Raw genomic sequence first — 19,317 nt, forward strand, 5'->3', positions numbered from 1 at the left:
GGAGACAAAGGACTAATAGGAGATACTGGTGATAAAGGCGAAACCGGAGACAAAGGTATAGTTGGAGACAAGGGTGAAATCGGTGATAAAGGACTCACTGGAGATACGGGTGACAAGGGTGAAACCGGAGACAAAGGACTCACAGGTGACAAGGGTGAAACTGGTGACAAAGGACTAATAGGAGATACCGGAGAGAAGGGTGAAGTTGGAGACAAAGGTGAAACTGGAGACAAAGGTGAAACCGGAGATAAAGGATTAACAGGTGATACCGGTGACAAGGGTGAAGTTGGAGACAAAGGTGAAACTGGAGACAAAGGACTTACCGGTGATACGGGTGACAAGGGTGAAACCGGTGACAAAGGACTTACTGGTGATAGCGGAGACAAAGGACTAACTGGTGACAAGGGTGAAACCGGAGACAAAGGTGAAACAGGTGACAAGGGTATAGTTGGAGACAAAGGTGAAACTGGAGATAAGGGTGAAACCGGTGACAAAGGTGAAACTGGAGTTAAAGGTGAAACAGGTGACAAAGGTGATGCTGGAGATGTGATAGCAGCCGAAACTAACAACAACATAACTGCTGGTGCCAATGGTGGAGCATTCTACGAAAGTCCAATCAAAGCTTTTGGGAAAATATCAACAACCGGTTCAGTCACAAGAGCAACAACAGGTGTCTCAGCGACTAGAATAAGTACCGGTCGATATCGGGTGACATTGCCTTCGGGAGCGGTTTCTGATGCAAATTATATTATCCAATTGACCCAACCTGGAAGAGACGGCGTTGGCAATGATGACCCAGGTATCTCCTACTCTAATCAAACAGCAACGAGTTTTGAAGTTATTATAGGCGATAATGATAATGGAGGTACCGACAGAAGTCGTTTTGATTCTGAATTTATGTTCACTGTTTTAGATTTATAATAGATGGATTATAAAAAAATAATACTTACAAATTTATTCCTTTTGGTAACGATTGTTGGTTTTTCACAATTAGATGGCAGTCTATTTTTAGGGTTAACAAACGCAACAACATCAGAAATGAATTCCGCAGTCAATGTAGAAAAAGGCGCAATACTTTATAATACAGATGTTAATGAAATTTATGTTTATAATGGATCATCTTGGGTGTCAAATACCAAACCAAGTGTTTATATGGGTGTCTTAACCATAACATCAACTGGCAATTTATCAGTTACAGGATTGCCTTTTAAACCTTCGCAAATAAGTTTTGCGGCCCATGCAAATATTGAAAGCCTTAATTTGAATACAGATAATGGAACTAGGAATAATGATAATGGAATTGCAAATACCTATGGATCAATGAACGGATTCGCAAGAAATGACAATGGTAGTACTGTACAACAAGTAATTTATGTTGGAGGTAATGGTAATTCTATTAACGACATTTCTAGATTTTCATCAAACAGTTCATGTATTGGTATACGATATAGTAATCAAAATGGGGATAATCTTGGTGTTACCTCTGCATCATTGGCTAGTTTTAATTCTAACGGATTCACTATTAATGTTGGTAGTCACGCAGACAATCTAGTGGTTATCTATCAAGCTTATAAATAATGATTGTTCTTACAAGAATATACATATTATCTATAGTAATGTTGTTTGCTATGACCGGGTTTTCGCAAGACGCGGTTCATAATTATGGTAACATACAAATTCACGACGATGGTCTTGTAGGTTTTCATATGGATATCATTAACAACGGAGCCTTTAATCAAAATAAGGGGTTGGTAGGATTTTATTCCATGGATAAAGCTCTCACTATATCTGGAGGATCTAATCCAGTTTTCTATGATTTTGAAGTTGCCGTGGATAATCATCTTTATGTTGATAATACTGTAGGAATCTTAAATAATGCTAACTTAATTTCTGGTGATATTATCACATCTAGAGTAACATCCGAAGTAAATATTAATTTCCTAAACGACTCATTTTATATTGGAGAAGGTGATAATTCAAAAGTTGATGGATACGCTGCAATAAGTAAAAAAACTGAATTCACTTTTCCAATAGGACAAAATGGTAGTTTAAGGCCTCTGAGTATCCATTCTGTAAATTCTAACGATTATGCCAAATCTGCTTATTACTTTGAAGACCCTACTACACCAAGTATTTTTGGAACAAGTTTTGATACTAATAAAAAGGAAAATGAATTTTTATCTGTAAGCGAATATGAATTTTGGCATTTAGAAGGTAGTGTTACCTCTAAGGTTACCTTAACATGGGACGAACAAAGTAACGCTAATCTTTTGGGAGATTTTATTTCAGATTTAAAGGTTGTTGGCTGGAGTGTAGCAGATAAGGAATGGGTTAGTTTAGGTAGTACAAATGTTGAAGGTGACTTTAACAAAGGATCTATAACTTCAGAAGAATTTGTACCAAATGATTACGAAGTACTGACTATAGGTGGTAATTCTGATGTTTTAGAAACCTTAGATAATATAACCTTAGACAACTTTTACATGACGCCAAATGGCGATGGAGTTAATGATTATTTAGTGATTGATGGTATTGAAAATTCACCAAATAATACACTACAAATTTTTAATAGATATGGTATAATGGTTTTTTCAAAGAAAAATTACAATAATGAATTTGACGGTATATCTAATGTTGGTGGGGTGATTTCTAAAAATTCAGGTTTATCTTCTGGTATTTACTACTACATTATAACCTTAAATGAACTGAATATTAAACACCAGGGTTATTTATACCTCACTACGTATCAAGAAAATTGATTTAAATTCTTTTGAGACTAAGATTTATTACTTTTACTAGAGATAACATCATTTTCTAATTTCAATTTGATTTACATACCTGATTAAAAAGGTAATTTTATTATATTAAAAAATAGTTACTACAGTTATGCAAAGAAGAACGTTTATCAACAAAAGCAGTGCGGCAGCCTTAGCAATTGGCCTTGCCCCTTCAATATTTTTACAAGAAGACTATGAATATTCTATTTCAGAGCTCATGGGTAAAGAGGATATTGAATTATTCGGGAAAGGAATCAACTTAAGGAAGGAAGCTCACGATGCTTTCTTAGAGATGAAAAAGGCTGCATATAATGATGGTATAGATCTTAAGATTGTTTCTAGCTTTAGAGATTATGAGCGTCAAAAGGCAATTTTCGAGCGTAAGTTTTTAACTTATACTGAAGATGATGGAATAAACCCTCTTGATGCCATCGATAAAATTATAGAATATTCTACCATACCTGGAACAAGTAGACACCATTGGGGTACAGATATTGATGTCATTGATGGGTATAGAAAAGTTGAAGGTGATGTTTTAGTCCCTCACAAATATGAAAATGAAGGACCCTTTGTTGATTTTAAAAAATGGATGGATGAAAATTCTGAAACCTATGGTTTTTATTTAGTATACACAGATGAACCTAAAAGAAGAGGGTTTAAATATGAGCCTTGGCACTACAGCTATGCCCCACTTTCTATACCGATGTTAGAGCAATTTAGAGGTAAAAATATTGCATCGCTCTTACTTCGTGAAGATTATTATGGTGCAGAGAATTTTACAATGGGCTTTTTAAAATCTTATATTCAAAATAATATTTTAGATATTAATAGAGACCTGTTATAAGCTTTTTGCACTTTAAGGACCTGTATTAGCATACATTACCATGAGAAGAGGAAGTTGGAAAATTAGAATATTTATCGGTTTGGCTATTGTAGCCTTTGCATTTATCCAAAAATGCAGTAATACCGAAGAAAATCCATATACTGGTCGCTCGCAGCATATCACCATGACTTCAGACCAAGAAATTGCTATTGGTTTGCAAAGTGCTCCAGAAATGGCGCAACAACATGGCGGACTTTACCCTGATCAAAGACTACAATCATTTGTAGAATCGGTGGGTAATAAATTGGTGCAAAATAGTATCGCCAGAGAAACTCCTTATGAATATGATTTTCATTTACTTGCAGATGATCAAACTATAAACGCCTTTGCCTTACCTGGCGGACAGTGCTTTATTACATATGCATTATTTTCACAATTGACCGAGGCTCAATTAGCGGGCGTATTAGGTCATGAAATAGGACATGTGATTGGTAGACATTCTGCAGAACGAATTGCTGATAGTCAAACTTGGCAAACAGCGACAATGGGTGCAACCGTTGGTGCAGGAGATATGGGAAGCATTGTTGGCAGTATTGGCCAGAATACCTTGCTTAAAAATGGTCGTAGTGATGAATTGGAAAGTGACGAACTAGGGGTTCTTTTTATGATTCAGTCTGGGTATGACCCTTATGAGATGATTAAGGTAATGGAAATATTAAAAGCAGGTGGTGGTCCAAATCGCACTCCAGAATTTCAAAGTACCCATCCGGATCCCGAAAATAGAATTGAGAAAATTAAAGAAGCTATAGCAAAGTATAAAAATCAAGGTTAATCGGATTTTTTGGTCATTTAATCTATAGTACGTTTTACGACAACTATAATTTTGTAACTTTGGATAAGTCCCAAGCTTATTTTGCCATTTATTAATGCCTTTATAGCTATGATTTAATCATAGAAGAACACTATAATGGGAACAATTACACATTTTAGAAATATATACGTGCAGGCGTTCGAAAATTGTAAACCTGAAATATTGGTTATTATTTTAAAGGTCTACTCTATATTTTGTGCCTTAATGATATTTTCGGCACTATATGCTTTTGTTTATAGAGCATTAAATGGATTTGATTTTTAACGTTGTTTACTCTTTTACCTGAACACTATTTGGAGTAGAATTTTACAATTAAAAAAGCCTCATTGAAAATTTCAATGAGGCTTTTTTATATACTATTTATTAATTAAGAGTTTTTGTCGATTACGGCTAATACATCTGTTGCATTAGACATGGTTGCATATTCTTTTGCCGTATACCCTTTATCACTTTTAATATTAAGATTAGCTCCATTTAATAACAAAACTTTTAAGACCTCTGCCCTATTGTACCTCGCTGCATACATGGCAGGAGTTAGGCCTAGGGATTTTTTATTCAATTCTTCGCCCAGAGCAATAAGACTTCGAACCTTTTCTACATCACCTTGCATAGCAGCTTTACATAAAGAACTTATTTCCTCTTTGAAAGTAGAAGTAATTTGTTCAGAAGATATCGTTTTATTTGAAATATTTGCATAAGTGCCAACCACCACAAATAGGCTTAAAAAGAAGAAAATTTTAATTGAATTTTTCATAAAATTTATGTTTAAAAATATATAATTTTATATATTTCATAAAAATAGACATGTTTTAATAATAAAAATTAAATTTTAAGAAAGAAATAATAAACATTTAACATTTATAAAATCTTGACTAATATTTATTTTTAACTTAAACAAAAACTAGTATTAACAGACTAATCAATCGCGTATGTTTATATAGCTATTTGAATTAGTTCTAGCTACCCAATGCAGTTTCTATAACTACCACCGCTTCTTCCGCATTTGATAATTCAGCGTATTGTTTAACCGTAAAGCCTTGATTACTCTTCATGGTTAAATCTGCACCCTTTTTTATCAATAAGGACAACACTTCAACCTTATTATATCGAGCAGCAAACATTGCAGGGGTCATGCCTCCAGATTTTTGATTAACATCTTCTCCTAAATCTATTAGTCGTTTTACGTTTGATACATCTCCTTGTATAACAGCTTTACAAAACGAACTGATATCTACAATAATAATTAGTTCACTGCTTAAAGCGCTAAATGGTTGTGTAGTCGCATTGGCCATTAAATTTGACCCCATCGTAATCGCTACAATGGATAATGTTAGAATTGATTTTTTCATGATGAGTGATTTAATTGATGAATACACTATTGTATACATTAAAAGACCCAATCCATTTAAATTTGTTTCATCCATTAACAGTGTTATAACTAAACTTTAACAAACAAATACTATTCGAAACTGAAAATATGTTGTGATATGTTATCAAATTAAAAAAGGTACGTAATCTTATAGATTTACTAAGCAGAACATAGTATTTTTGATATCTAAAACCTTAGGAAAGATGAACAAAAAAGTAATCTTGATGATATTAGATGGTTGGGGAAAATCACCTGACCCAGAAGTATCTGCAGTTGACAAAGCCAATACGCCTTTTGTTGATAGTCTATATAAAAATTATGCAAACGCAAATTTACTGACCGACGGAATGAACGTTGGGCTACCCGAAGGCCAAATGGGTAATAGTGAGGTAGGTCATATGAATTTGGGTGCAGGTAGAATCGTATATCAAGATCTAGCTAAAATCAATAAAGCGGTTAAAGAGAATACGCTGAAGGATGAGCAAGTCTTAAAAGATGCTTTTGAATATGCTAAGAAAAATAACAAAAATGTTCATTTCCTAGGACTTCTTAGTGATGGTGGCGTACATAGTCACACAAACCATATTAAGGGACTCATTACCGCCGGAAAAGAATCTGGTGTTCAAAATATGTTTGTGCATGCATTTACCGATGGTAGAGATGTAGATCCTAAAAGTGGTAAAGGATTTTTAGAAGATTTAGTTCATTTCTGTGCTGACAAGAATACCAAATTAGCAACAGTTATTGGCAGATATTACGCAATGGATCGTGACAAACGATGGGAACGTGTTAAAGAAGCCTATGATGTTATCGTAAATGCAGAGGGCGAAAAATCAACCGACATAGGAAAAACTATTCAAAAAAGTTATGATAACGATATTACCGATGAGTTTGTAAAACCTATCGTTATGACGAATACCGATGGAACACCTATTGCATCTGTTAAAGAAGATGATGTAGTTATTTTCTTCAATTTCAGAACGGATCGTGGTAGAGAACTGACCCAGGTATTAAGTCAAGTAGATATGCATGAGCAAAATATGCATAAATTAAACTTGTATTATGTGACTTTGACGAATTATGATGAGTCATATAACAACGTACATGTGGTTTACAATAAAGACAATATCGTTGAAACCCTAGGAGAAGTACTATCTAAAGCAGGTAAAAAACAAATACGTATAGCTGAAACCGAAAAGTACCCTCACGTAACTTTCTTTTTCAATGGTGGTAGAGAAGTTCCTTTTGAAGGTGAATCTCGAATTTTATGTCCTTCACCAAAAGTGGCTACTTATGATTTACAACCCGAAATGAGTGCCTTTGAAATTAGGGATAAAATTATTCCAGAAATCAAAAAAGGGGATGTAGATTTTATTTGTTTAAACTTCGCTAATCCTGATATGGTAGGCCATACGGGGGTAATGGAGGCTGCTATAAAAGCTTGTGAAACTGTTGACGAATGTGCTAAAGATGTTATTACGGCTGCAATAGAAAAGGATTATTCTGTTATTGTTATTGCCGATCACGGTAATTGTGAAACAATGATAAATGAAGATGGGAGTCCGAATACAGCGCACACCACCAACCCAGTTCCATTAATTTTAGTGGATAAAGATATTCATCATATCAATGATGGCGTGTTAGGTGATATCGCACCGACAATTTTAAAAATGATGGGTGTGGAAAAATCTAAGTACATGACCCAAAATTCATTGGTATAAAATAAATAATCGGAAGCAACCGAAAGTCTAAACATCTATGATAAAAATTAAAACGGCAGAAGAGATTGAATTGATGAGAGAAAGTGCTCTCATTGTATCTAAAACTTTAGGGATGATAGCTAGCGAAGTGAAACCAGGAGTAACAACTCTTCAGTTAGATACTTTGGCTGAAACTTTTATTCGTGATCATGGTGCAGTACCCGGTTTTCTAGGTTTATACGATTTCCCCAATTCCCTTTGCATGAGTCCTAATGCTCAGGTAGTGCATGGTATACCCAACAATACCCCATTAGTAGAAGGTGATATTATTTCAATTGACTGTGGTGCATTAAAAAATGATTTTTATGGCGACCATGCCTATACTTTTGAAGTTGGTGAAGTAACCCCAGAAGTGAAAAAACTTTTAGATGTAACTAAAAAATCACTTTATGTAGGTATTCGTGAATTTAAAATTGGCAATAGAGTTGGTGATGTTGGTTATGCGATACAAAAATTTACTGAAGACCATGGATATGGTGTTGTTCGAGAGCTAGTAGGCCATGGTTTAGGTCGCAAAATGCATGAGGACCCAGAAATGCCAAATTATGGTAAACGTGGACGTGGCAAAAAATTCGTTGAAGGCATGACCGTTGCTATCGAGCCTATGACCAATATGGGCACAAAGAATATTAAGCAATTGAAAGATGGTTGGACAATACTTACCGCTGATGGCCAACCTAGTGCTCATTTCGAGCACAATATTGCGATTGTTAATGGCAAACCAGAATTGTTATCCACATTTAAATATATATATGACGCGTTAGGAATTGTTAGTGATGAAGAAGCTGAATTCACTTCTTCCTCCACTAACAACAACTAGGTAAAAAGTATGAAGAAAATATTTAAATTTTTTCTTAATCTGGTACCTAGACCTATTCTAATATCGCTTAGCTATGTAGTAAAACCTTTTTTTAAGATTTACTATAGCGGCAATACCTATGAGGACCCCATAGATGGGAATACATTTCGTAGCTTTTTACCCTATGGTTATGAAAATCCGCGTGAGAATGTACTCTCGCCTTCTACCTTATCTTTAGAAAGGCATCGTTTACTTTGGCTATTTTTAAAGGAAGAAACTAATTTTTTCACCACACCACTTAAAGTATTACATTTTGCTCCTGAGCAGGCCTTTTACAAGCGGTTTAGAAATTTAAAGAATTTAAACTATGTAACTACAGATTTAAATTCTCCCTTAGCAGATGTAAAAGCTGATATATGCAATTTACCCTTTGAAGACAATACTTTCGATGTAATTTTATGTAACCATGTGCTAGAACACATTCCTGATGATACTAAAGCTATGTCAGAATTATATCGTGTTTTAAAACCAGGAGGGTGGGGAATTTTCCAGATACCTCAAGATTTAAAAAGGGAAAAAACTTTTGAGGATAATTCCATTACCGATAAAGTAGAACGTGCGAAAATTTTTGGTCAATACGACCATGTTCGTATTTATGGAAAAGATTACTTTAATAAATTACGCACTATTGGGTTCACGGTCAATGAAGTAGATTTCACAAAAAAACTTACACCTGAAAAAATCAATCGATATCGATTGGCAACTGGAGAAATAATACCTCTAGTCAAGAAATAATTAGTTAACTACCAAATCTTTAAAGCCTTTGGTTAAATATTCTTGTGTATCTCCATTTTTATCTAGATAAATGATATATGCTTCTAGATCTTTATTCTCATTTATCAATTTGAAAGCTTCATCTAAATCCATGGCCATAAATGCTGTAGCATAAGCATCTGCAGTAGCGCAATCATCTGCCAAAATAGTAACTGCAAGTGTATTTGAAATTTGTGTGAAACCTGTTTTAGGATTTACAGTATGTACATATTTTTTACCGGTACTTTCGTCAATTCTAAATTTTCGATAATTACCAGAAGACGCTAATGCCCTATCATTCAAATGAATTAAGATTTTTGTTGTTCTATCAGTTTGCATTTGTGGATCATCAATGCCTACAACCCAAGATTTATCATTAATTATGTTTCTTCCTTTAGCGACTAGCTCACCACCAACTTCAATCAAATAATTCTTTACCCCTTTCGCATTGAGCATCGCAGCAATTCTATCTATTGCATAACCTTTAGCAATAGCATTAAAATCTAAATAGATATTTTTATTTCTTTTAACTAGCTGCTTTTCTGAATTAATACTTACCTTATCTAAACCTACATAATTTAATAAACTATCTACCTTAAGGCTATCTAATATTATCTGTTGCTCAGGACCAAATCCCCATGCGTTTACCAAAGTGCCAACGGTAGGGTCAAAATATCCATCAGTATCTTCATATATCATCTTAGATAACTCAAATACATCTTCAAACATCCTATCAACGACAACCGTACTATCACCATGGTTAATTCTAGAGATATCAGATTCGGGAATATAGGTAGATAATGAATGATTTATAGCTATAAAAACGGAATCAATATCTTTTTGAAAATCAATTTCATTTGCAGTAATGGAAATAACATTATAAGAAGTACCTAAAGCAGCACCTCTGTTTTCATTACGATGTGCATCAGCATCGTTTTGACTACAAGAATAAAACAGCCCAAAAACTACACCTAACACTAAAATTTTCTTCCTCATATCTCAACTAATCCATCAAAATCAACAATATACTCCTCATCTAAATAAACCGGTAAATTATGGTCAGCCGCATTTACCAGACCAACACCTGCATAAAAAGTACTTGCATCAAATTTTAATGCATGCTCCTTCATTTTATTCAAATCTGATTTAAAAAACTCTATATCTTTAGGATCACCGGGATATTCAATCGCCTTTACAACTACAAAGCGCATTTTCTTATCCTTGATGCAAACAAATTGAGGATTCTTACGTAATTCGCTATTCACGGCTAAAAACTCAAACCCAGCATCTTCCAATTGCTTACCAACAATGTTCATCGCTAAATTGTGAAGCTCTTGTTCTGTTAATACATGCATTTAAATAAATTTGATAAAAAAGCCGATACTTTAGGTATCGGCTATAATATTACTTATCAGTGTTTTATATATTATCCACCAAAATCATCAAAACGTATATGCTCATCTGGGATACCAAAATCTTCACCCATTTTCTGAACAGCTTTATTCATCAATGGAGGTCCACAGAAGTAAAGCTCTATATCCTCTGGAGATTCATGATGAACTAAATAATTGTCAATTACACAATTGTGTATGAAACCTACAAAACCGTCACCAGGCGCATCTATATTCTCTTTTACTTTCCAATTATCAACTTCCATTGGTTCTGATAAAGCCAAATAGAATTTGAAATTAGGAAACTCCTCTTCTAATTTATAAAAGTGATCTAAGTAAAATAACTCGCGTTTAGAACGACCACCATACCAATAACTAACTTTTCTTTTCGTTCTTAATGTTTTGAATAAATGATATAAATGCGAACGCATAGGCGCCATACCTGCACCACCACCTACATACAACATTTCTGAATCAGATTCATTTATGAAGAATTCTCCATAAGGTCCTGAAATTGTTACATTGTCACCTTTTTTAAGGTTAAAAATATACGATGAAGCAACACCAGGGTTAACATCCATCCAACCATTTTTAGCACGATCCCATGGCGGAGTAGCAATACGAACGTTCAACATAATCTCTCTTCCCTCAGCAGGGAAAGAAGCCATTGAATATGCTCTTTCTACTGTTTCTGGGTTCTTCATGACTAAAGGCCACAAATTAAACTTATCCCATTCTGCTTGAAACTTATCTGGAGTTTCATGCTCTTCCGGGTGAGCCGTAATATCCATGTCTGCAAATTTTACCTCACATTGTGGTATTTCAATTTGAATATAACCACCAGCTTTGTAATTCATATCTTCAGGAATCTCCACTACGAATTCCTTAATAAATGACGCTACGTTATAATTACGTACTACTTTTCCTGGCCATTTCTTAATACCAAAAACCTCTTCTGGAATAGTGATTTCCATATCTTGTTTCACCTTAACCTGACAGGCCAAACGTGCACCATGATTTAATTCTCTTTTTGAAAAATGAGGCGTTTCTGTAGGTAAAGCTTCACCTCCACCAGATAATACATGACATTCACATTGAATACACGTTCCACCACCACCACATGCAGATGGTAAGAATACTTTTTGATTTCCCAAGGTGGACAATAAAGACCCACCTGAAGCTACTTCAATTTTCTTTTCTCCATTTATTGTTATGGTCACAGGACCCGATGGAGATAGCTTTTGTTTGGTGAACAAAAGCAATGCTACCAATACCATTAATAATATTAGAAATGCGACAACGGTTATTAGTATAGTTCCGCCAGTACTTGCAGCTAAAATCATATTTATTTTTTTACGTTGTTATAAGAAATCTCCTTTTCGTCAATTTCAGTGTTCTTTTCTACTACTTCTTCTTTTGGCTCAACAACCTCAAGTTGTTGAATTTGAATAACTTGCTCAGTAGCTTCTTCAGTTTCATCGCCACCACCTGTAAGCATGCCTCCAAAACTCTGGAAACCAATACCCATTAAACCGGTAGTAATAAATGTAATTCCTAATCCTCTTAAAGGTGCAGGCACATTACTATATCTGATTTTTTCACGAATGGCGGCAATTGCTAAAATTGCTAAGAACCAACCAATACCAGAACTAACCCCGTAATTAAACGCCAACCCTAAGGTTTCAATTTCTCTAGCTTGCATAAACAATGAACCTCCTAAAATTGCACAGTTTACTGCTATCAATGGCAAGAAAATACCTAATGAATTATATAAAGAAGGTGAAAACTTCTCAACAACTATTTCTACTAATTGTACCATAGTTGCAATGGTTGCAATAAATAGGATAAATGATAAAAAGCTAAGATTGTAATCTGCATATTCTGGACCTAACCAAACCAAAGCACCATCTTGCAATAAATATTTATCTAACAACCAGTTCATTGGTACTGTTACTGCCAATACGAATATTACCGCGGCACCTAAACCTACTGCAGTAGCAACTTTTTTGGATACAGCCAAATAAGAACACATCCCCAAGAACACGGCAAATACCATGTTATCGATAAAGATGGACTTAAAAAATAATTCTACATGTTCTAACATAATCTCTTATTAAATGTCTATTTAATTCTCCTCTACCAATGCTGGATTCCTTGAGCGTTGCACCCAAATAATTATACCTACTACTATCAATGCAGCTGGCGGAATTATCATAAAACCGTTGTTCTCATAGCCCGTTGCATATAATCCAGTTTTTGTAATTGGATCTCCTAAAACCGGATAACCGAAAAGCGTACCTGATCCTAAAAGCTCTCTAAAGAAGCCTACAATAACCAAAATAATACCATAGCCTAGAGAATTCCCTATTCCGTCCAAAAATGAGCGCCATGGTCCGTTAGCCAAAGCGAATGCTTCAAATCGACCCATAATAATACAGTTCGTAATTATCAAACCAACAAATACCGCCAAGGTTTTGCTTAATTCATATTGATATGCCTTTAATACTTGGTCCACAATAATTACCAAGGTTGCCACAACAATCAACTGAACAATAATTCTAATTTTTGAAGGGATGATATTCCTCATCAATGATATGACGACGTTACCAGCACCTAATACAAACATTACAGAAACAGCCATCACCAAAGAAGCCTTTAATTCTGCAGTAATAGCTAATGCCGAACATATACCTAATACCTGAATGGTAATAGGATTATTATCCGCAAGCGGATCCGTTATAAGATTTGTATCTTTTTTTGAGAGTAGTGCCATATTACTTTGCTCTAATTGTTTCTAAATAAGGTTTATATAATTTAACGGTTTCCTTAATCATAGCCGAAACACCATTACCTGTGATAGTAGCACCTGCTAAGGCATCTACTTCATTATCATCTTTTGTTTTGTTCAATGGGTCATTGTTACCTTTTGCAACTGCTATACCCGCATACTGAGTCCCTTTTAATATAGATTCTCCTTTAAAATCGTCCATGAAATAACGCATTTTTATATTCGCACCTAAACCAGGAGTCTCCCCTTTATGATCAAAATACACCCCTTGAACCGTCATGGTGTCATCTAGAGCAATAAAACCCCAAATGGCATCCCAAAGACCTTTACCGTACATTGGTATGATATAAAACTTTTTTCCGTCCTTTTCACCAATAAAAACAGGCAATTTATACTCCTCACCTTTTTTCATGTTTGCCAGTTGCTTTTTCAAATCAATCAAATAAGCCTCATCATTCTGGGTGATTTTGTCTCCTTGAATAACTAATTGCTCTTTAATATAACTTGAAAATTCACCCTCAACTACATCCGTAGGAATAAAGTTCACACTACCAGCGTCATCGCCATTTTCATTTACGCCCATTGCATAAAGGATGTTCTGCTGCTTTTCGAAACGCTCGTTTTCTTTAATATTTGGTCGCAGTGCCGATGCCAAAAACGCAAGTATTGACCCAACTACCACAACCATAACAGCAGCAAAAACTACTGTATAAACGTTACTATCTGTTTTAATTGCCATAATTAAACTGTTTCAGCTTTAAGTTCTTCTGCCTTACCATCTGAATCTTTTGGATAGATAGTGGCATTCTTTAATCGTTTCATTCTATTCTTGATGTTACCTCTAATCACATAATGATCAATAGTAGGTGCAAATACGTTCATCAATAAGATAGCCAAGAATACACCTTCTGGATACGCCGGATTGAACACTCGTATCATTACAGAAATAAATCCTATAAAAAATCCATAAAACCATTTACCCTTGTTGGTCTGAGAACCTGTAACAGGATCCGTGGCCATATACACTATACCGAATGCCAGACCCCCAACGATTAGATGTTTCCAAAAATCAAAACTCATTAAACCGTAAAACTTACTAGATTCCGAAACCCAACCAAAATCGACAATTTGATTAAAAATCAATCCCATTACCAAAGAACCGATAACAGCACTCACCATAATTCTCCAACTAGCAATCTTGGTATAAATTAAAAACAGACCTCCTAAAAGAATCAAGAAGGCAGAAGTCTCACCTACAGATCCTGGTATAAAACCAAAAAACATATCTGATACGGAATATGTCATTTCAGCCCCTTTATTCTGAGCTAAATACCCTAATATCGTTTCACCTGAAATTGCATCTACATTTGCTCCAGCTAGTATTTCTTCGGAACGCTCACGTGCTCCGTAAACCCAAACTTTGTCACCACTCATCCATGTTGGGTAAGCGAAGAAAAGAAATGCTCTAATCGTTAATGCCGGATTAAGAATGTTCATTCCCGTTCCACCAAAAACTTCTTTACCTATTACTACACCGAAAACTACAGCAACGGCCAACATCCAAAGTGGAGTATCGACAGGTACAATTAAAGGCACTAACATACCGGTAACCAAATACCCTTCTTCAACTTCGTGACCTTTTATAACGGCAAAAATAAATTCTACCAAAAGACCCACTCCATAGGATACCACTACCAAAGGAAGAACCTTTATTATACCAATCCAAAAGTTATCCCAAGTAAGGAAATCGTTCATTACAGAAAAATCTGCCGGAAAACCGTTTATAGCAGAATAATGCTGATAACCCGCATTGAACATCGAAAACAACAACACTGGAATCAGTGCCATGATTACCGTATTCATCGTACGTTTTAAATCATCTGCAGCTTTAACATGCGTACCACCTGCATGGGTAGTTTCATCTGGCGAAAACAAAAAAGTATGAAAAGCATTGAAGGCAGGTGCCATCTTTTTACCCTGATACTTTAGTTTAAGTTCGTGTAATTTACTTTTTAAACTCATTTCTTATCCTATTTCTTTTTGCAATAAATCTAACCCCTCACGAATAATCTTCTGATGTGGTTGTTTGGAAATACATATAAACTCAGTCAATGAAAAATCTTCCGGAGCTACTTCGTACAAGCCTAGTTGTTCCATTTCATCTAGATCCTTCACCATACAAGCTTTTAAAAGTTGCATTGGAAAAATATCCATAGGAAAAACCTCTTCATACTGACCCGTTACAACGAAAGCTCTGTGTTCTCCATTTGTATTGGTATCTAACTCATATTTCTTATTCGGCTGCATCCATGAGAACGTTAATGCCCTAGTTGCCGAGATTTTATTAAAGACAGGCTTGTTCCATCCGAACAACTCATAGTCGTCACCTTCTGGAATAACCGTGACTGTATTATTATAGAACCCTAAGAAACCATCTGGTTTACTTTTTGTTCCAGTAAGAACATCACCATTTATAACCCTAAAATTCTCTTCATTAACACCACTGGCATATAGAAAAGTAGAAATTTCAGCGCCTATTTTAGTACTGTAATATTTCGGTGCCTTAACAGATGACCCAGCAAGTGCAACTACTCGATCAGCATTGAATTTACCCGTAAGCAAATACTCACCAATAATAACCAAATCTTGAGGTGATACCGACCAAACTGTTTCACCTTTATTAATAGGATCCAACTTGCTTATATGAGTACCTACTAAACCAGCAGGATGTGGACCAGAAACTTTATGTAATTCAATACCATTTAAAGTAGCTAATGGCGAATTACCCGAACTACCAACAGTTACATGAACTTTACCAGGCGTTAACTTACCTAGCGCAGTAATTGCTGCTTGCAATTCTTTTTCCTTACCCTGTAAAACATAATCCAAATCGGCCTGTAATGGCGCACTTGAATACCCAGAAATAAATATTGATTTTGGCGTAGCATCAGGATTAGCAACTACATCATATGGTCGTTGCTTTATGAATGGCCAACAACCACTCTTTAACAAAGCAGCCTTCAATTCTTCCTTAGAAGCCTTTTCAACATCTAAAGCCGCTCCCGCAAATGCTTCTTGAGTTTTATCAGCTAGTATCTTTAAGGTCAAAATACGTCTTCTATCCCCTCTTTCAATTTCTACCAACTCACCACTTACTGGCGACACAAAGAGCATATTCTCTATGTTTTTGTTGTAGAACAAAGGCTCTCCAGCTTTCACCTCAGCGCCTTGTTTCACTATCATCTTAGGGGTAATTCCGTGAAAATCACTTAATTGTATAGCATATACATTACTCAAAACAGCTTTCGAAGTCGTCTGTTCTGCGGCACCCACAAGGTTAATGTTGAGCCCTTTTTTAATTCGTATGTCTTTGGACATGTGTGTGTAGACCTTTAGGTTAACAAAATTTGAGCAAATTTAAGTACAAAAACTTCGTTTTCATAATTATTACCGCATAATTTAGACATTACATCGAGGTATATTTTTTAGGCATCGTTTTTGTTTACCTTTACTCAAAAAAAAGCCTTCCAATGCGAATTTTTATTAAACATTTTATATGTCTTTTTTTCTTACAAAACATAGTCGCTCAGGTTCAAGAAGAAGTAAATCCGCCAGATAATATAAAATCGATTATCTTCAAAGGACCAACAGAAGATCAGTTTCCAATAATAAAGATCGGCGAGCCTATTTACTTAGAATTCGATGATATTTTAGCCAATGAGCAAGACTATTACTATAAGGTAACGCATTGCGATTATGATTGGAATAAATCAACTCTATTAAAATCGCAATATTTAGATGGTGTAGACAACCAAAGAATTACTGACTACGAAAATAGCTACACCACCCTTGAAACATACTCCAATTACCAATTAACCATACCTAACGATAATGTTCGCCTAAAAGTTAGCGGCAACTATCTTTTAGAAGTTTACAACAGTAATTACGAACTTCAGTTTTCACGTAGATTTTTAGTTTATAAAGACCTAGTAAGCGTAGCTGCCACCATAAAACGTTCTAGAGATTTTAATTTCATAAACGAAAAGCAAGTAGTTCAATTTAATATTCAATCATCAGGCTTCAAGCTGGTTAATCCAAAAAAAGAAGTAAAAGTCACTATTTTACAAAATTATTATTGGCCAACCGCCATACAGGATATTGCACCGCAATACACCATAGGGAATGAACTTGTATATAAATACGATCAAGAGACCGCATTTTACGGAGGAAACGAATATTTACTTTTCGATACGAGCGACCTTAGAGCCCCAAGCTCTCAGATTTCTAGAATTGACCTAACCGACCTATATAATCACTATTTGTTTTCTGATGCTTTCAGGAACGACAAGCCATACAGTTACTTTCCTGATATTAACGGAGATTTCGTAATTAGAACCTTGCAGGGTGACAATGCTTCTCGTGAAGCGGAATATACTAATGTACATTTTAGCCTACCCTACAACGAATTCATAGCCTTAGACGATGTATACATATTTGGCAAATACAACAATTACGCACTTACCGATGAAAACAAAATGACCTATAATGAAACTAACGGTATGTTAGAGGCTACACTAAAAATGAAGCAAGGTTTTTACAACTATAAATATGTACTGAAAAACGGTCAAGAAATTAAAGCTAATGTAGTTGGAGGTAATTTTCATTTTACTGAAAACAATTACCTTATACTCGTCTATTACCGAAACTTTGGCGACATGTATGACAGCTTAATTGGTATCGGATCTGCCAATTCAAGAAATATCACGAACTAACTGTATCTTTATGTTTTTCATCGATCATGAAAAACCAATCAATCATAAAAACTCCGGGCCGATTTAAGCTTCAATATAGAGGGGTTGACTGCTTAAACTGCGGCCACCCTCTTGATTTAAGCGATAAATATTGCCCCAATTGCTCTCAAGCCAACAGCACCAAGAAGCTAACACTATTAGATTTTTTTGAGGAATTTTTCTCAAACTATTTCTCATATGATTCTAAACTATGGCAAACACTTGCGGCACTATTACTTAAGCCTGGTAAAATTACAAGAGAATATATTTCTGGCAAACGCTTGTCATACACAAATCCTTTCCGTTTTTTATTAAGCTTATCAATTGTATACTTTTTAATCATAAGTTTTAATAGTGAATTTGAATCCTTAAATAAATATGGTAGCGGCAATAGAATGCCAACGTTCGATATAACAAAGCAACTAAACACTTATGAATTTGAAAATGAAGACGAAAAAAAAGCAGCTTTGGCGGCTATTGATTCCATAAAACTAGAAAAGATTATCGGAAATATAAAAAGCGCAAAAGATTCTAGCATACTTTCAAATCCCAAAAAATATTTCAAAGAAATTAAAGACAATGGATTTTTCAATCGATATGGCACTAAAATAGAATTCTTTACCACCGTTATTAAGAGGGATACTATCTATAGCTTGGATGAAAGTATTATCAAATATGATATTAGCTCTAATCTAGAAAATGAAATAACCTTTAACCTTGCGCAAAGTTTGGTGGAAATCGAAAAACGTCCTGGAACTTTTTTCAACAGTCTCATATCTAAATTACCAATTGCTACATTTTTCTTTCTCCCATTCTTTTCTTTTTTCGTTTGGATGGTCTATATCAGAAAAAAATACACTTATACCGATCATTTAATCTTTAGCTTTCACAATCAATCGTTATTATTTATCTTGCTCATTGTTAGCAATTTGATTAACGCAGTTTTCAATATTGGCAGCGAAGGAGTATTTTTCCTGATATTTGCAATCTACCTTTATAAAGCAATGCGGAATTTCTATCAACAAGGAAGAGTTAAAACGATTATAAAATATATTTTCCTAACCTCATTATTTTTTACCTTAGGAGGTATAGCAATTACAATATTAATAGCTGCAAGCGTTTTTACATATTAAACA

20 protein-coding genes and 1 pseudogene are annotated in these 19,317 nt (G+C 34.9%); 11 read left to right on the top strand and 10 right to left on the bottom strand.

Annotated features, from left to right (window positions below; translation table 11 throughout):
• The 6 genes and pseudogenes from BMY56_RS15730 to BMY56_RS19105 all read left to right on the top strand — a co-directional run.
• Positions 1-921, top strand: a pseudogene (locus BMY56_RS15730) (hypothetical protein); the annotation flags it as partial.
• A gap of 3 nt (positions 922-924) precedes the next feature.
• Positions 925-1,578 carry a hypothetical protein gene (locus tag BMY56_RS15735; RefSeq protein ID WP_091626404.1) on the top strand — a complete coding sequence of 218 codons (654 nt, stop codon included), beginning with the start codon at positions 925-927 and terminating at the stop codon, positions 1,576-1,578.
• Positions 1,578-2,759 (top strand): T9SS type B sorting domain-containing protein, encoded by a 1,182-nt coding sequence (locus BMY56_RS15740; protein WP_091626406.1) that lies wholly within the window; start codon positions 1,578-1,580, stop codon positions 2,757-2,759. Before BMY56_RS15735 ends, BMY56_RS15740 begins: the two co-directional genes overlap by 1 nt.
• A 127-nt stretch (positions 2,760-2,886) precedes the next feature.
• Entirely contained in the window at positions 2,887-3,621 is a 735-nt protein-coding gene (locus BMY56_RS15745) for a M15 family metallopeptidase (protein WP_091626409.1), read from the top strand.
• A 40-nt stretch (positions 3,622-3,661) separates the two neighbouring features.
• The gene (locus BMY56_RS15750; protein WP_091626411.1) at positions 3,662-4,432 is read left to right on the top strand and encodes a M48 family metalloprotease; all 771 of its coding nucleotides are present in this window, start codon (positions 3,662-3,664) and stop codon (positions 4,430-4,432) included.
• Between the two features lie 135 nt (positions 4,433-4,567).
• Positions 4,568-4,735: a DUF6747 family protein gene (locus tag BMY56_RS19105; RefSeq protein WP_317040636.1), complete on the top strand. Its 168-nt coding sequence runs from the start codon at positions 4,568-4,570 to the stop codon at positions 4,733-4,735.
• A 103-nt stretch (positions 4,736-4,838) separates the two neighbouring features.
• Here BMY56_RS19105 and BMY56_RS15755 read toward each other — a convergent pair whose 3' ends face one another.
• Together BMY56_RS15755 and BMY56_RS15760 are read right to left on the bottom strand one after the other, a co-directional pair.
• Positions 4,839-5,225: an ankyrin repeat domain-containing protein gene (locus BMY56_RS15755; protein ID WP_091626413.1), complete on the bottom strand. Its 387-nt coding sequence runs from the start codon at positions 5,223-5,225 to the stop codon at positions 4,839-4,841.
• Between the two features lie 202 nt (positions 5,226-5,427).
• On the bottom strand, positions 5,428-5,820 hold the full coding sequence (locus BMY56_RS15760) for an ankyrin repeat domain-containing protein (RefSeq protein ID WP_091626644.1): 393 nt from the start codon (positions 5,818-5,820) through the stop codon (positions 5,428-5,430).
• 223 nt (positions 5,821-6,043) lie between these two features.
• Here BMY56_RS15760 and gpmI point away from each other — a divergent pair, with 223 nt between their 5' ends.
• The 3 genes from gpmI to BMY56_RS15775 are packed head-to-tail and all read left to right on the top strand — an operon-like array spanning position 6,044 to position 9,194.
• The gene (gpmI, locus tag BMY56_RS15765) at positions 6,044-7,561 is read left to right on the top strand and encodes a 2,3-bisphosphoglycerate-independent phosphoglycerate mutase (protein WP_091626416.1); all 1,518 of its coding nucleotides are present in this window, start codon (positions 6,044-6,046) and stop codon (positions 7,559-7,561) included.
• 37 nt (positions 7,562-7,598) lie between these two features.
• Positions 7,599-8,420, top strand: a complete 822-nt coding sequence (map, locus tag BMY56_RS15770; protein ID WP_091626418.1) for a type I methionyl aminopeptidase — start codon at positions 7,599-7,601, stop codon at positions 8,418-8,420.
• A 9-nt stretch (positions 8,421-8,429) separates the two neighbouring features.
• Positions 8,430-9,194: a class I SAM-dependent methyltransferase gene (locus tag BMY56_RS15775; protein WP_091626421.1), complete on the top strand. Its 765-nt coding sequence runs from the start codon at positions 8,430-8,432 to the stop codon at positions 9,192-9,194.
• Here the strand turns inward: BMY56_RS15775 and BMY56_RS15780 are convergent, their stop codons facing one another.
• The 8 genes from BMY56_RS15780 to BMY56_RS15815 all read right to left on the bottom strand — a co-directional run bounded on the left by BMY56_RS15780 (position 9,195) and on the right by BMY56_RS15815 (position 16,769).
• A complete protein-coding gene (locus tag BMY56_RS15780) occupies positions 9,195-10,208 on the bottom strand; it encodes an FAD:protein FMN transferase (RefSeq protein WP_091626422.1) in 1,014 nt (337 codons plus the stop codon).
• A complete protein-coding gene (locus BMY56_RS15785; protein ID WP_091626424.1) occupies positions 10,205-10,567 on the bottom strand; it encodes a Na(+)-translocating NADH-quinone reductase subunit F in 363 nt (120 codons plus the stop codon). Before BMY56_RS15785 ends, BMY56_RS15780 begins: the two co-directional genes overlap by 4 nt.
• Before the next feature lie 71 nt (positions 10,568-10,638).
• The gene (nqrF, locus tag BMY56_RS15790) at positions 10,639-11,946 is read right to left on the bottom strand and encodes an NADH:ubiquinone reductase (Na(+)-transporting) subunit F (RefSeq protein WP_091626427.1); all 1,308 of its coding nucleotides are present in this window, start codon (positions 11,944-11,946) and stop codon (positions 10,639-10,641) included.
• A 2-nt stretch (positions 11,947-11,948) separates the two neighbouring features.
• Positions 11,949-12,707 (bottom strand): NADH:ubiquinone reductase (Na(+)-transporting) subunit E, encoded by a 759-nt coding sequence (nqrE, locus tag BMY56_RS15795; RefSeq protein WP_091626429.1) that lies wholly within the window; start codon positions 12,705-12,707, stop codon positions 11,949-11,951.
• A gap of 21 nt (positions 12,708-12,728) precedes the next feature.
• A complete protein-coding gene (locus BMY56_RS15800; RefSeq protein WP_091626431.1) occupies positions 12,729-13,376 on the bottom strand; it encodes an NADH:ubiquinone reductase (Na(+)-transporting) subunit D in 648 nt (215 codons plus the stop codon).
• A gap of 1 nt (position 13,377) precedes the next feature.
• Positions 13,378-14,130, bottom strand: coding sequence for a Na(+)-translocating NADH-quinone reductase subunit C (locus tag BMY56_RS15805; RefSeq protein WP_091626433.1), 753 nt, complete (start codon positions 14,128-14,130; stop codon positions 13,378-13,380).
• A gap of 2 nt (positions 14,131-14,132) precedes the next feature.
• Positions 14,133-15,413, bottom strand: a complete 1,281-nt coding sequence (locus BMY56_RS15810; protein ID WP_091626436.1) for an NADH:ubiquinone reductase (Na(+)-transporting) subunit B — start codon at positions 15,411-15,413, stop codon at positions 14,133-14,135.
• A 3-nt stretch (positions 15,414-15,416) separates the two neighbouring features.
• Complete coding sequence (locus tag BMY56_RS15815) at positions 15,417-16,769, bottom strand: Na(+)-translocating NADH-quinone reductase subunit A (protein ID WP_091626438.1); 1,353 nt, start codon at positions 16,767-16,769, stop codon at positions 15,417-15,419.
• Between the two features lie 152 nt (positions 16,770-16,921).
• Here BMY56_RS15815 and BMY56_RS15820 point away from each other — a divergent pair, with 152 nt between their 5' ends.
• Complete coding sequence (locus BMY56_RS15820) at positions 16,922-18,163, top strand: type IX secretion system plug protein (RefSeq protein ID WP_091626441.1); 1,242 nt, start codon at positions 16,922-16,924, stop codon at positions 18,161-18,163.
• 26 nt (positions 18,164-18,189) lie between these two features.
• Complete coding sequence (locus BMY56_RS15825; RefSeq protein ID WP_091626442.1) at positions 18,190-19,314, top strand: DUF3667 domain-containing protein; 1,125 nt, start codon at positions 18,190-18,192, stop codon at positions 19,312-19,314.
• Positions 19,315-19,317 lie beyond the last annotated feature (3 nt).

Origin of the sequence: Maribacter orientalis (assembly GCF_900109345.1) — a bacterium.
Classification (GTDB): domain Bacteria; phylum Bacteroidota; class Bacteroidia; order Flavobacteriales; family Flavobacteriaceae; genus Maribacter; species Maribacter orientalis.